The following is a 13,545-nucleotide window of genomic DNA, read 5'->3' on the forward strand; positions in this document are numbered from 1 at the left end:
TGTAGCTGTTTTATATTGACTTTCACTATTTGCCGTTTATAAAGGAGCGAGAGTTTTATTTATATAATTGCAGTTTTATGTCTACTAAGAGAACCTATCAGCCAAGTAAATTAGTTAGAAAGCGCCGCCATGGTTTTAGAGCTAGGATGGCAACTGTTGGTGGTAGAAAAATTTTGAATAACCGCAGAGCACAAGGGCGCAAGGTCCTGTCAGCTTAAGTTTCTTATGTGGTGACCTTCAGCATTAAAAGGCTAAAAAAATCATTAGACTTTAAAAAAATCACAAACGACGGTCTGAAGGTTTATTCTTCGAGCTTTTTATTATTTTATACACCTAATTATGAAGACCTTAAAACTTTGAAGGTAGGCTTTACTGCAAGTCGAAGAATAGGTGGAGCAGTGCAAAGAAATCGCTGCAAAAGGCTTATGAAATCATTAATAGCTGATGTCTTGAGCAAGAATATAACCTTGCCCTTTCAATGTGTTATGGTTGCAAAGCCTGGTATATTGCTCACTCCTTATAGAAAATTGAAGGAAGAAATGCTGTTTTGCACAAAAAAAATGGAGAAATCTATTGCAAGTTTTGATACATATACTCAAAAAATCGCTTAAGTTAATAAGCTTTTTGTTAACTCGGGTGGCTATTTTACTTGTTTTGGGGTATAGGTACATATTATCACCAATTTTACCTTCTGCATGTAGATACGGAATCACTTGCTCAGAGTACGCGGTTTTTTCTTTTAAAAAGCATGGGTTGATAATTGGGCTCTGGAAAACATTGAAAAGGCTTGGCTCGTGCCACCCCTTTTGTAATTATGTTGACGAAGATTTTAAGTAGCTTTTTGAGGTCATTTGATGGAACAATTTAGGTTAGTTCTCGCTGTTATTTTAAGTACAGCAATTTTATTTGGTTGGCAGTATTTTTTCGCTCCACCCATCCTAAGTCCTAAATCAACAGAAATTAGCGCAACAGCTGATAACCAAATAAACATCTCACCAGAACTCCATATCGCTGCTATAAACCAAGACAAAGCAGAAATATTAAAACAAGATTTTGAGCAGTCTAAGCGAATTAGAATTTTTAATGAGTATGTCTCTGGCTCTATAAACCTACAGGGCGCAAGGTTAGACGATTTAATATTGCTAAAATACGGAAAAGATCTCAGCACCAAAGATAAAGTAGTATTGCTTTCACCGAAAAATACTCAAAAAAGTTACTTCGCAGAATTTGGTTGGTTAAGTACTAATAATAAATTTGATTTGCCAAATAACAAAACTATCTGGAAAGTAGCTGATATCAGCAGTCCAAACTCTGCGAATTTATACTGGATTAATAATCAGGGAATTAAGTTTACTATTAAAGTTACATTGGATGAGAATTACTTATTTGATATCAATCAAGGAATAGAAAATACCTCCTCTGAAGATATTATCGTTTACCCTTATACTTCGGTAAATAGATCTTATGGTCAAAATGAATCTAATGCCATAGTCCACGAGGGTGCAATCGCCGTATTTGATAATCAGCTTACCGAATATAGCTTCAGTGATTTAAAAGAAGAAAGTATAGAAAAAAAACAGCAAAAAGGATGGATAGGCTTTTCTGATAAATATTGGCTTGTTTCCATTCTACCAAACCCAAATGCTTTATTTAATGCTAAATTGACCGGGTTTGGCCATAAATATCAAGCAGATATCTTAAAAAATAAAATAACCGTATCTCCAGGACAAAGCTTTAATAACACAGTACGCCTATTCGCTGGAGCTAAGAATATAGATCTATTGCATCAGTATCAAGATCAATACCATATTCCTCTTTTTGATCGAGCAGTCGATTTTGGAATACTTTACTTTATTACTAAGCCTATATTTCTATTACTAAATTACTTCTATAATGTTGTAGGTAATTTTGGAGTGGCGATATTAATTTTAACTATCTTTATTAAGATCTTATTATTTCCGCTTGCATATAAAGGCTTTGTAAATATGAACAGACTAAAGGTGCTCCAACCTCAGCTTGCGACCATCAAAGAAAGGTATGGTGATGACGTCGTTGCATTTCAAAAATCGGTAATGGAGCTTTATAAAAAAGAGAAGGTAAATCCTATGTCTGGATGCCTGCCTTTACTTTTACAAATGCCAGTGTTTTTTGCATTATATAAAGTACTTTCCGTAACCATCGAAATGAGACACGCTCCTTTTTTTGGGTGGATAAAAGATTTGTCCGCTCCAGATCCAACTACTATATTTAATTTATTTGGCTTACTTCCATGGAGCGTTCCTTCCTTCTTAATGATGGGAGTGCTGCCTATGTTGATGGCTATTACTATGCATATGCAGCAAAGCTTAAATCCTGCCCCCGCAGATCCAACCCAAGCACAGGTAATGAAGTATTTACCTTTAATTTTCTTATTTGTTTTTGCTTCATTTCCATCCGGCCTTGTACTTTATTGGACTTGGAGCAATATTTTATCAATTATCCAACAAATTGTTATTAAAAGAATCGTTAAATAGGTATGCCTAGAAAGAAAATAGTTGTGGCCATGTCTGGAGGAGTTGATAGTTCCACTGTTGCAGCACTGCTCCATGAACAAGGCCACGAAGTGATAGGAGTGACAATGCAGCTTTATGATTACGGCAGCTTCGTTGGTAAAAAAGGGGCATGTTGTGCTGGGCAAGATATATATGATGCCCAAATGGCTGCTGAGAAAATTGGTATACCTCATTATGTTTTAAATTATGAGAGCATTTTTAAGCAGTCTGTAATAGATGATTTCGCTGATAGTTATATCAGAGGCGAAACACCAGTTCCGTGCGTGCGTTGCAATCAAAAAGTAAAGTTTAATGATCTTTTTAAGGTAGCTAAGGATTTAGGCGCAGACTCCCTTGCAACTGGCCATTACGCACAAAAAATCATTAAAAACGGCACTGCAGAACTCCATAAAGGGTTTGATCCTGCCAAAGACCAAAGTTATTTTCTATTTACTATAACCAAAGAACAATTAGAATTTCTAGAATTTCCAGTTGGTCATTTAAATAAATCCAATACCCGGGATTTAGCCAATAGATGCGGGTTAAATGTTGCAGACAAACCGGATAGCCAAGATATATGCTTTGTTCCTGAAGGGGGCTATACTAAAGTTATTGAAAAGTTAAGACCTGAAGCCTTTGAAGTTGGTAATATTGTATTAAAAGATGGCACAGTCGTTGGACAACACAACGGTATTGTTTATTATACAATTGGGCAGCGCAGGGGTTTGGGAATAGCAAGCGCTGAACCACTTTATGTCCTCAAAATAGATCCGCAAAACAACCAAATAATTGTCGGTAGTAAAACTGATCTAAAATCTTATGATTTAAAAATAAAAGACATTAATTGGCTCATAGATGAACCAGTGGCTCTAGAGTGTTCAGTCAAATTAAGATCTATGCATGGAGGAAGCCTTGCTACAGTGACAACTATCCAAGATGGTACTGCAAATGTCTCACTTCAAGATCCATACGAAGGTATAACTCCAGGACAAGCTTGTGTTATGTATGATGGCACTAGGGTTTTAGGTGGCGGATGGATTGCAAAGTATGACTAGTGTTTTCACTTATAAAAATACTTGCGCCTTTATTGAAATAAGATACGACCATCTTGGAATAGGACTCAAGCAACAAACTACTACAATCCAACCAAATTTAATGCTTGGCGAAAAGCTGGTGAAATTCATAGAGTTGTATTGTAGGCCATGTTATGACACTTTTAACCCAAAATCATTTTACTCAACTTCACTCTGGGGTTTTATATAAATGGATCTACAGGTTATCCTATGAGGCTGGGCATTGCAATAGGTGGCGATGTGAACTGTGATGGATTTACGATATAGTTTTATCTTCTCCTCACTCCACATCTAATTTAGGACAAAGTATCATATCCAGAAGCAGGCACCGTGTTTGTAGTCTTCCGCCGCTCTGATATTTCATCACCAGTAGATCTATCTCAACTAAATGGAACAAATGGTTTCAAGATTCGGTCCGGCCGCTCATACCAGGAAGTAATCTAGAGCTTGCAGTAAGCATAAAAAGTGACCTAAATGATAATGGTTATAATGATATAGTATAATTTCTTCGCAAGAAGGTGTTGACATAATATACGGCTCTTCTTCCTTTACGGAGTCATTCATAATTCAATTAACTACCGATGGAGTTGGTCTTTAATCACTCATTCTAATTTAACTTACGAAGACTGGTCTACTAACCTTTCTACGGGTGGAGATTTGAATGGTGATGGCATCGATGACTCAACAATCTCTGGAAATACTACAGCTTATGTAGTATTCGGCGCCAATTATACCTTTGCCAGAGAAACTTCTATTGAAGATATAGAACATTGGGGTAGGATATTTACAGATCAACAACCTATAAAAGTCGCTCATAGACGAAGTGATGATAATCTTAACTTCAACCAAATATCTAGGTTCATTTGGATTTACTGGCGATGTAAATCATGATGGAAAAACCGATCTTGGATTTGAGAATGAGATGTCAACATATCATTCTAACGCCTATACCTTCTACTGCCGTATATTAGGACTTTACTCCACAAACACAACTATACCAATAACGGTTCTGTCTCGTATAGCGGTTCAGTACCTTATAGTGGAATGGTACCCTATAATTATCTCTGTAGCGTATTCTAATATATTTTACTATGGTCCTTGTGGGAGAATGTTTGCAACGGTGGATATGGAACTCAGCAACTAAATATTCCATGTAGCGGAGCGCTTCTTACAGTGGAAATGTACCATATAGCGGTTCCATCCCTTACACTGGGAGCGTAAACTACAATAGCAGTGCTGCTTTTTATAGCGAGCGGCATAATTCCCTATAATATCACCATTCACAATACCTTATTAACCAAAGGGATATCTATTTTTTCCTGCTCAGATTTCTTGCCTTTGACACCCTCCATCACAATAACAGAAGATCCTGCAGTACTGGAAAGCCACACTATCGATGCAGTAAAAGCAAACATATTTCTGCCAAAATCTCCGTATATAATAGCAAAAGGCAGAGCAGACCTAAATGGTGACGGAATTGATGATTTTGTGTATGCGCAAGATACTAAAATACGTGTCCTATACGGTAATAAGGAACAAACACTTATATTTGGTCTAAAAAAGGGGTTTAATGTCATATTGCCAGATTCTATATTAGTTAACTCATTATATAGGTAATGAGTTTAATGGTGATAACTTAGATGACATGGCAATAAGCCCTAATACGGAAGCAATAACAGGTCCGATATAAATGCAACTATACCACCAGAACAAGCTGGATATGGCACGGACTTATTCTCATTCAATACTACTGAGACAAAAACCGGCGTCCGTTTTAGTAATATCTGATCCGTATCAAGACTCCTTAACCAATATAGCAGGTAGAGTATTTGTATTGTTCGGGAGCTCAACCTACGAAGCCAATTCCTTTTCAAGCACCAGCAAACAGCTGGGTCTACTAACAATGATTACAGCACTTCTGCAGTTATAACCACTACTCTCCCAAATCCACAGTACGCATATCTAATAATGAGGATCATAGCACTTCTTCAACTGGTGTGGGAGTTGCAATATAGGAGTATTAGCTTCTTTAAATATTGGGTATTGGAGCCTTCTTAGGTTATAAATCATATCAGCATAAGCTCACCCATAAGGTATATAATAACGATGAAACTACTCAAATACTGATGTGTCCCAATATATAAAGCAACTAAAATCCAACCAACCACCTGTAGATACTCATTTTCATGACAATCCTAGTACGGAGCCTGTAACAACACATATAAACTTGCGTAGGGAAGAATTACTTAACCTCAGTTTGACGTAAGGAGTATGCCCGTGAGCCTATTTTTCCACGAGATATATTGGGTTTGAAGACATAAGCCAAGAGCCCTGAGAAAGAGGTCTGCCAAGAAATTGTTTGGCGAGCGATGCCGTGGTGTGCTGGATTTGGCAAATCTCTTTCAATTGTCCGATGGCTGTTTCAATCAATCCACGCCCTGCAAGAAGCAGTTGTTTAAAAGCCGCAAGCGGGTTTTGTTTTTCATGTTTTTCTTAAGCCGTGTGATGAGCTCAATACCTTGATTGCTCAGTGTTTTTGTTAACCCCAGTTTGAGATAAGTTTTAAAGAAGCTGTATAACCATTAGGTTTTTCTCAATTTCACGATAAATAAGAAAAGTGGTTCCCCTAGTAGAAATATTTTGTTTGATTGATGATTTTTGCAAGCGACAACTCACGTACCAAAGATCCTTAAGAAACTCGCAGAGACAAAGGGAACGAGAGTCTGGGATGATGCTTTCCGAAGTTATAACGATCCTCGTTTTGTTTCATTTGAGGGCATTACCGGATTCAAAGATTTTTACCTAAACTGTTTTCAAATCTCTCTCAGAGAGGGATTGCCGAAGCTTATCAGCTACAATCGCTTTGTTGAGCTGATGCGAGACGCGGTCACCCCGTTGGTCATTCTGCTGAATTGCTGCAAAGGGAAACAAACAGGTACGTTGACTCAACAAAAAGCTGGAAAAGGTTTGTCATAACTCACGTACTAGCCGTAATAAGGTCCTTAAAGGCGTCGCTCAGCGTGGGAAAACGTCGACCCGGATGGTTCTTTGGCCTCAATGATCAAGGAGAGATTATGTCATTCACACTGACTTCGGGTAATACAGATGATCGAGCCGTTGTCGAAAAACTGACTCAATATTTGACAGGCCTTCTATTCGGAGATCGGTGGTATATAAGCAAAAACACTGAGCAATCAAGGTATTGAGCTCATCACACGGCTTAAGAAAAACAAAACCCGCTTGCGGCTTTTAAACAACTGCTTCTTGCAGGGCGTGGATTGATTGAAACAGCCATCGGACAATTGAAAGAGATTTGACAAATCCAGCACCACGGCATCACTTGCCAAACAATCTCTTGGCAGTCCTCCTCTCGGGGCTCTTGGCTTATGTCTCCAAACCCAAATATATCTCATTGGAAAAATAGGCTCATGGGCCTACTCCTTAACGTCAAACTGAGGTTATTTATCGTGAAATTGAGAAAAATTTAATGGTTACACAGCTTCTTTGAAGCCATATCAGATAATTTCTTTAAACCTTATCTCCGAACCGGGGTTAACTAAAAAATCTACTTCTAACCCAGTTTTAGTACGCTAATAATTTATTTTACAATCAAGTTCTTCATACTATTGTAAGCAACTATTTCTTGCAAAATATAATTTTCTAAAGCTTTGCCAGCTTGGCTTCATTCTATAGTTTCAAAGTGATTTTTAGAGAGGTGCGTTGCTAATCCAACATCAAATAAGTAAAATTTTGGTTGAGAAGTGATGATTTCTCGGTTTACTTTTTTACTATATGGATAAATAAAATAACCCAATAATGTATCTTCTAATGTATGGAAATACTCCTTAACGATTTTTGCATCTATCGCAACTTCTCTTGAAATATTAGTAAAATTTATCATTTCTCCATTTGAAAATGACATAATATCTGAAAATCTAGCGAAGCCTGGCAGACTTCTTACTAATCCTTCTGCTTGAATTTCATGCACCAAATAATCCTCAATATATGATTTCAGAGCCTTTTTTGGATTTGCTGTTTGATAGTGAGAAGGCACACATCCATGATTCAGTACTTTAAGTAAAGAAAAATCCGTAACCTCGCTATATACGTAACGGAAAAAAAATTATACTTCCAAGCTCTCCTTCCCAATAAATTTTGGCAATGCCTGGTAATTATAGACGGCATAAGAAGGTATGATATCTTCGTAGTAGAATGGGTGAAGTAGGAAATGACAATCAAGTGTAAATATTGCGGCTCTAGCGAGCAGGTGAAGAATGGCGTGGTATAGGGACAGCAAGAGGTAATAGGTGCAAGAATTGCAAAAAGAATTACCGAGAAGGTAATAAGCGGCAGAAATACACGATGAATGATAGACTTAAAACCTAACCTTGAGGACTGCGGGATTAGGACGATAGAGAGACTGACTGGAATCCATAACAGCCAAATATCTTCATGGATCGAAGGACGGGGGGACGCTATGTGCAAGAAAAGTTAGATAAGAGCTGCAACAGCACAAAGTCACTTAAGGATATCGAGGTCCTAGAGATTGACGAGCTGTGCACATATATAAAAAAAGACCAAAGAATGGAAGTGGGGTACACCTTTATATGGATTACTGTTGATAGAGGAGCGGGTGAAATTATTGATTTTGAAGTAGGTGACGGGAGCAAGGCAACCCACCTGAACCTGTCATTTAGGCTTTGAGGAACGTTATAAATGAGCATGTACAGATGATTACAGCGTTTACGAATACTATAAAATCTCCACGCACCATCACAAAACAAAAGCTGAGACCTCATTTGTAGAATCAAAGAATTCTTTAAGAGGCATTATCCAGCTAGTTTTAATCGAAGAACGAAGCGCTATAGCAAACCCCTGAGGATGCTTTGCGCTACTCTCACCCTCTTCTTCCATAGGCATTTGCTGGATTTGAAACTCCTATCTATAAATATTAGGCAATGCCGGAATTTGCACCTGTTCTTTTAAGTTTCTGGGCACTAGAGCCACACCATATAAAAGATAAATTAGCATTTTCTATCAGCCATTGTATTTCATCTAAAATTTGGGGAACCTTTTGTACTTCATCTATTATTATATGATATGGAGAACCTCCTGTGGCTAGAAGCCCTTCTCTTAATTTATGAGGAGCTTTCAAATAACGCAAATATTCATCGGATTTTAAAAAATCATAATAAATTGAATTTGGAAAATGTTGCTTCAAGTATGTGGATTTGCCAGTCTTTCTAGCACCCCATAGGAAGGCCGGACTGATTCTTTGGTAAATTCGTTTTAATTAATCTCTGATACATGGCGGAATTAATTCCTTAATAGTAATGCTAATAAGAAATATAATCTTGAGTACGCTAAGTCAATGAATAACACTAAGAGAAGCAGCAATGGTTTTAAATGGTATTTATAGTTTTGAGCTAAAGATCTTATAACAAATGTTGAGTACTATACAAATTGTTTTGTAGAACATATTGCATACCTATATTATTGTTTCTATCGATAAATAATGGGGCCTTAGTATTCAACGCGATGTTCGTTTTGCCCTCCACCCCCTTTTTTAAAGAAGCTATCAAAAACAAATCGACTTCCTCTTTTTTCATTCCAATCAACATGCAAGTCGTGATAATATCTATCTTATTTATCAATGAATTATTTACTTCTTGATGATATAAAAGAAAGGTCACTGCTTCCCTTTCAGTACTTTGCAATAAAGAGAAGTTATCTATGGTTGAATTAAAATTTTCTATTATATAATAAAACTTTAATTCAGGAATTCCTATTAAACCAAAGGGCAGCGTTATTTTATTAGATTTTTAATACTCTGAATTTACCAAATTTATTGGAAATAACTTCGGTTTCGCTTTCTGATAAGAGCCTTTTATCTAAAGCATTATTACTCATCTTTAACCTCTATTGTGGTCAAAAATTTCTAAAAATTTTTTCGTTATTTCAAGCGTCCTATCATATTGATTTTCTTTGCTTCTTAATACTCCTGCATACTCAATATCACTCTGAGACGCAGCATCTTGATGATTGCTCATGAGGTTACTGCTGTCTAACTGATACTTATCTTTCAGGTATTTAATTTCTTGAAGAAACATTGCAGCCCCTAAGCGCAGCCTTACAACCTCATTAAAGGATTCATCTAATACTTGATTAATTTTGCCATACCCAATCTCTTTTTTAGAAGCAATCTGTTTAAATGAGTCTAATATATTTTTTATAGCTACATTGTCAGCCCGCACCTCTATTTCGCCGCTGTATTGGCCTTTTAAACTAAGAGAAAGATTTGAAGTGCCGCCGTTGTAACTTAAGTCACTTTCCTCTAAAGGCTTTATTTTAATTTGATTACCACTCATAACGTAATCCCCATTACTACTTTTTGAGTTACATAATGCAACAACAGCCTTTAAGGCATTTTCTCCAATATGTCTCAGTTGGTTAAGGCTTGTGATTCTGTTATAGTTATTATCTTCTGCTAACTGTGCTTTCACTTTTGTTACAATTTGTTCAATACTATCTAATACATTAATAACCACATTGACCTTATTCTCGATATCACACAGTTTGCCCTCCTCTGCCTTCGCTTCAGCGCTTGTAGCTTCTATATTTACTATTTCATTTATTTGATTAACAGTTAAGCCACTCCAAGTAGGAGCTTTGTAAGTAAACCCTGAATCAGGGTTGGTATAGTCTTTTTGTCTTGCAGAGTATAAATCATTAGCACTTCTATTAAGCTGCTTTGGTTGCATTTTAGATATATAAGCAGAATTCACCATAAAATTACCTATTTAAAAATTACTTAAAAGCATCTAAGAAAGCCTGATTGACTTTTAATGTATTAGAAAACGCTATAGATAGAGCCGATTGCATACTGCTTAATTGAAATAAATCATACTTCGACTGATCATCATCAAATCCTTGTTGAGTATTTAATTCCGCTTCTATATTCTCTAAAATACTGACCTGGTTCTCATGTAATGACTTAAATTCTCTATGCTTGCATTCTGAATGAAAAATTAGATTACCGATATTTTTCGATATATCAGTGGCTATAATTGGCCATTTACTCTCAATCCTATAATTGGATAAACCAACTTCGCAAGAACTCACTACATTACCCTTTTCGCCCTCTTTTCTATAAATAGTTAATTGAGAGTAAGAAAACAATTTTGAGTTTTTTAGTATATCATTTCTTATTGATATATCTTTCGCTGCATTTTTATAATTTTGAAAATTACTAGCATCACGAGGTCTAAAAAGGTCATTAAGTCCAAAGAACTCGCTGAAACCCGCTGTTAGCATCCGATCAACATTATTTGCCTTTCCACTCATTTGCTCATCAACCTGCAAAATGGCTATCTTATACTTATTGGTATTCGTTCTAAGCTCTAAAAATCCTCCTATACCAGCCTCAGATATTTGTGCACCACTTTCATTAACTAATGACGAAGTAAGGATATTTGTCGGATTAGTCACTTTCAACTTACCAAAGTTTGTATCCCCGCTATTAGGAGGTAAAACTTCTTTTGCAGAAAAAGACTTACCTAAAATTCCATTTACGTTATTAGCATAAAAAGCAGGATCGCCTATTTCATAAACTATCTTACTGTAAACTGGTCCACTATCATCTATACTTTGGACTTCAACAATCAATTCCACTGTATAAGGGTAAGTAGGAGCAACAATAGGGTTACCGCTTGCATCAATACTATTATTAGTATCAATACTTAATCCAGGAATTATTTTTTGCCGCGCTCCGGCCGCAATCATGTTTAAGGTATTAAGATTAGTATCGCTTTTAAGCTCAATACCTGCACCATTAGTTACCTTAAGATTAGTAATCTTAAATCCTGTTTCTGAAGTCTGCATCGCATTGGTTACTTCTATTCCCAATTCTAGTATATTCGTGTTAGTAATCTGCGGGCTTTTAGAAACTAATTTAATATCATACAACCCAGATACCTCCACTCTCCTGTTATCCGCAGAGAAATAATCATTTATCCTGGTTATAATTGACCGCACATTTGTTTGACCTGTTGAATTTAAATCAAGTTCCGCCATATCAAGCTCTAAAGGTACAAAATCCTGGCCTTCATAGTTAGCTGGTCTACCATTTTCGTCAACTAATGCTATTAATGCTTTACCTCGTGCAGCTACCGTTGAATCGAGATTGAAATTTACGCTTCCACTTAATAATGGAGCCCCAGCACGTGAAGTCAGTGCGTTGTGCATTGAATTCATGTTTCTCATTAATTTTTCAGATAACTTATTAATGTTTGTAAGTGCATCGGCGAGCAAGCCGTCCCTAGCTTCTAAAAGTCCGCCTAAAATTCCACTTTGAATTTTATATTCTGTATTAGTACTATCTGTACCGCTTGATACTACTGTAAAGTCATCTACAGCATATAAGCTTTTACTACTAACCCCAAGCTTTCTGAGAACTATTCTATTAAATGGCTCCTCAGACAAAATATTTGAAACGCCTTCACTTTTATAGGCAAATTCAGTAGCACTTGATCTTCCAACTAAATTATATATTTCCCTATCAGTTACAATGTTTATCTCTTGTGTTCCATCATTAAGTGTCTTTGTCGCAATTGAAAAATATTTTGCAAGTTCACTAGTCGCAGCCCAAATACTCTTTTGCGTATCTACATAAATCTGTTCATCTTTTCGCTGCTGGTTTTCTCGGAGTACTTTATTGCCCTCCCGGACCGTTGCAAGCAATTGATTAATTTCAAATATTGATTTCTCTATATTTAGGTCAGCCTCTCCTCTCATATCTTGTAATGTCTCATGAATGGAATTAAGCTTTTTTGTCAACTTATTTAATGCAATAATAGCTTTGCGATCGCCATTTCTATGTAAATCACTGAGTATACCATTAACCTTGTTAAACAAGTTATGTAACGCAAAAGCGTCATTAGGTTGCCCTATGGCGTTAATTATCCTATTACTATATTCATCCATAATCTTGCTCCTTTCTGCCTGCGAAACCATGTCAATATATCCCTTAGTCAGATCAGTATTAATAGCAGCATTTAACTTAGCCTCTATATTACCAAAACGATCATCAGTATACTTAACATCTGTTCTTATATATAAAGAATCAACCGCTGCACTTTCACTATTTCTTGTGGCGGTCACTACTCCTTCATTTACTATTTTTGATCCACTGGAGAAAATATTGTAGATATTAGCCATAGCATTTCCCTTCTTTAAATTGTCGAGTTAAACTTGAAAGCATTGCTGCCTACTTTATTACTAAAGTTTAGATTTTTGCCGCTAGAACCATATAGAGCGAGTTTGTTCTCTTCTTTTTTGGCTACACGCTGTATTGAAGACAGAATAATATTTATTACATATAGTCTTTTTCCTATAAGTCTTGCGTTTTCTTCAGTTAGCGTTAAGAGAGCGCTAACCGATTCTTTAATTGAGGAATATTGATCTTTAGTTATACTCAAGGCAATAACTTCTTCATTTCTAAGTACATTAAATATAATACTCTTGTTTTCTAACACCATATTAGTCAGGAATTCTTTTTCATCAGATAATTGGACAATTTCATCTATCTGATCTTTTTCTATTAGCTTGTTCTCAAGCCTTATAAGATCGCTTAAGCAAACTATCGAATTATAAAGCTTATCATATTTACTTAACTCTTCTCTCATTTCTTAAGCCTCATTATTTGGATTGTAAGCAGCTAAATATTTTCTAATGCTATCCTGAATATTTACACTACTAGCTATTTGCTCTCCCAACTTCTCTTGCAGAAGATAAGCATAAACTTCACTATCAACTGAATCTCCAACATTTAAGGATTTTGTCACCTCTTCAAGCAAAGGTTTAAGCATTTCCCTAACGAACATTTCTGTCATCTTAAAGGCGGCTTTATCTATATTTTTATTATTAATACTTGTTACTTGCAT

The 13,545-nt window shown here is 36.2% G+C and carries 20 protein-coding genes and 1 pseudogene; 12 read left to right on the forward strand and 9 right to left on the reverse strand.

Translation table 11 applies throughout. The features are described 5' to 3' along the window. The first annotated feature begins 77 nt into the window (after positions 1-77). The 7 genes from rpmH to MIDI_RS05230 all read left to right on the forward strand — a co-directional run bounded on the left by rpmH (position 78) and on the right by MIDI_RS05230 (position 5,221). Complete coding sequence (rpmH, locus tag MIDI_RS05205) at positions 78-218, forward strand: 50S ribosomal protein L34 (RefSeq protein ID WP_013951533.1); 141 nt, start codon at positions 78-80, stop codon at positions 216-218. Between the two features lie 12 nt (positions 219-230). After that, positions 231-611, forward strand: a complete 381-nt coding sequence (gene rnpA / locus MIDI_RS05210) for a ribonuclease P protein component (protein WP_160162288.1) — start codon at positions 231-233, stop codon at positions 609-611. A 25-nt stretch (positions 612-636) separates the two neighbouring features. Beyond that, positions 637-837: a membrane protein insertion efficiency factor YidD gene (yidD, locus tag MIDI_RS10450; protein ID WP_202795464.1), complete on the forward strand. Its 201-nt coding sequence runs from the start codon at positions 637-639 to the stop codon at positions 835-837. A 17-nt stretch (positions 838-854) separates the two neighbouring features. Further along, positions 855-2,513: a membrane protein insertase YidC gene (gene yidC / locus MIDI_RS05215; RefSeq protein WP_013951535.1), complete on the forward strand. Its 1,659-nt coding sequence runs from the start codon at positions 855-857 to the stop codon at positions 2,511-2,513. Positions 2,514-2,515: 2 nt separating this feature from the next. Beyond that, positions 2,516-3,586 carry a tRNA 2-thiouridine(34) synthase MnmA gene (gene mnmA, locus MIDI_RS05220; protein ID WP_041185532.1) on the forward strand — a complete coding sequence of 357 codons (1,071 nt, stop codon included), beginning with the start codon at positions 2,516-2,518 and terminating at the stop codon, positions 3,584-3,586. 675 nt (positions 3,587-4,261) lie between these two features. Beyond that, the gene (locus MIDI_RS05225; RefSeq protein WP_041185533.1) at positions 4,262-4,495 is read left to right on the forward strand and encodes a hypothetical protein; all 234 of its coding nucleotides are present in this window, start codon (positions 4,262-4,264) and stop codon (positions 4,493-4,495) included. Positions 4,496-4,837: 342 nt separating this feature from the next. Beyond that, positions 4,838-5,221 (forward strand): FG-GAP repeat domain-containing protein, encoded by a 384-nt coding sequence (locus MIDI_RS05230; RefSeq protein WP_041185534.1) that lies wholly within the window; start codon positions 4,838-4,840, stop codon positions 5,219-5,221. 666 nt (positions 5,222-5,887) lie between these two features. On the opposite strand, the gene MIDI_RS08970 is transcribed toward MIDI_RS05230, so the two are convergent. Continuing rightward, positions 5,888-6,034: a hypothetical protein gene (locus MIDI_RS08970; protein ID WP_192805744.1), complete on the reverse strand. Its 147-nt coding sequence runs from the start codon at positions 6,032-6,034 to the stop codon at positions 5,888-5,890. Between the two features lie 228 nt (positions 6,035-6,262). On the opposite strand from MIDI_RS08970, the gene MIDI_RS08160 reads away from it, so the two are divergent. The 3 genes and pseudogenes from MIDI_RS08160 to MIDI_RS08165 all read left to right on the forward strand — a co-directional run bounded on the left by MIDI_RS08160 (position 6,263) and on the right by MIDI_RS08165 (position 6,810). Beyond that, the gene (locus tag MIDI_RS08160; RefSeq protein ID WP_052567730.1) at positions 6,263-6,580 is read left to right on the forward strand and encodes a hypothetical protein; all 318 of its coding nucleotides are present in this window, start codon (positions 6,263-6,265) and stop codon (positions 6,578-6,580) included. Further along, a pseudogene (locus tag MIDI_RS10455) lies at positions 6,561-6,608 on the forward strand (hypothetical protein); the annotation flags it as partial. The gene MIDI_RS08160 and the pseudogene MIDI_RS10455, both read left to right, overlap by 20 nt. After that, the gene (locus tag MIDI_RS08165; protein ID WP_237697446.1) at positions 6,598-6,810 is read left to right on the forward strand and encodes a transposase; all 213 of its coding nucleotides are present in this window, start codon (positions 6,598-6,600) and stop codon (positions 6,808-6,810) included. The pseudogene MIDI_RS10455 and the gene MIDI_RS08165, both read left to right, overlap by 11 nt. Positions 6,811-7,286: 476 nt before the next feature. Here the strand turns inward: MIDI_RS08165 and MIDI_RS06465 are convergent, their stop codons facing one another. Further along, positions 7,287-7,592, reverse strand: a complete 306-nt coding sequence (locus MIDI_RS06465; protein WP_410517926.1) for a DUF4143 domain-containing protein — start codon at positions 7,590-7,592, stop codon at positions 7,287-7,289. A gap of 378 nt (positions 7,593-7,970) precedes the next feature. Between MIDI_RS06465 and MIDI_RS09885 the strand changes: the two genes are divergently transcribed. Both MIDI_RS09885 and MIDI_RS08975 read left to right on the forward strand, forming a co-directional pair. Next, entirely contained in the window at positions 7,971-8,099 is a 129-nt protein-coding gene (locus MIDI_RS09885) for a hypothetical protein (RefSeq protein ID WP_272940954.1), read from the forward strand. Then, positions 8,084-8,308 (forward strand): hypothetical protein, encoded by a 225-nt coding sequence (locus MIDI_RS08975; RefSeq protein WP_192805765.1) that lies wholly within the window; start codon positions 8,084-8,086, stop codon positions 8,306-8,308. The genes MIDI_RS09885 and MIDI_RS08975 overlap by 16 nt, the downstream gene beginning before the upstream one ends. Positions 8,309-8,377: 69 nt before the next feature. Here the strand turns inward: MIDI_RS08975 and MIDI_RS08980 are convergent, their stop codons facing one another. The 7 genes from MIDI_RS08980 to MIDI_RS05275 all read right to left on the reverse strand — a co-directional run bounded on the left by MIDI_RS08980 (position 8,378) and on the right by MIDI_RS05275 (position 13,545). Continuing rightward, positions 8,378-8,518: a hypothetical protein gene (locus MIDI_RS08980; RefSeq protein ID WP_192805745.1), complete on the reverse strand. Its 141-nt coding sequence runs from the start codon at positions 8,516-8,518 to the stop codon at positions 8,378-8,380. A gap of 37 nt (positions 8,519-8,555) precedes the next feature. Next, positions 8,556-8,825, reverse strand: coding sequence for an AAA family ATPase (locus MIDI_RS05250; protein WP_041185536.1), 270 nt, complete (start codon positions 8,823-8,825; stop codon positions 8,556-8,558). 214 nt (positions 8,826-9,039) lie between these two features. Continuing rightward, a complete protein-coding gene (locus MIDI_RS05255) occupies positions 9,040-9,414 on the reverse strand; it encodes a flagellar assembly protein FliW (protein ID WP_083809658.1) in 375 nt (124 codons plus the stop codon). A 102-nt stretch (positions 9,415-9,516) separates the two neighbouring features. After that, positions 9,517-10,392 (reverse strand): hypothetical protein, encoded by an 876-nt coding sequence (locus MIDI_RS05260; RefSeq protein ID WP_013951543.1) that lies wholly within the window; start codon positions 10,390-10,392, stop codon positions 9,517-9,519. A gap of 19 nt (positions 10,393-10,411) precedes the next feature. Continuing rightward, positions 10,412-12,820, reverse strand: a complete 2,409-nt coding sequence (locus MIDI_RS05265; protein WP_013951544.1) for a FlgK family flagellar hook-associated protein — start codon at positions 12,818-12,820, stop codon at positions 10,412-10,414. A 14-nt stretch (positions 12,821-12,834) separates the two neighbouring features. Further along, positions 12,835-13,287, reverse strand: coding sequence for a hypothetical protein (locus tag MIDI_RS05270; protein WP_013951545.1), 453 nt, complete (start codon positions 13,285-13,287; stop codon positions 12,835-12,837). A gap of 3 nt (positions 13,288-13,290) precedes the next feature. Beyond that, a complete protein-coding gene (locus tag MIDI_RS05275) occupies positions 13,291-13,545 on the reverse strand; it encodes a hypothetical protein (protein WP_013951546.1) in 255 nt (84 codons plus the stop codon).

The sequence above is a fragment of the Candidatus Midichloria mitochondrii IricVA genome (genome assembly GCF_000219355.1).
GTDB lineage: Bacteria > Pseudomonadota > Alphaproteobacteria > Rickettsiales > Midichloriaceae > Midichloria > Midichloria mitochondrii.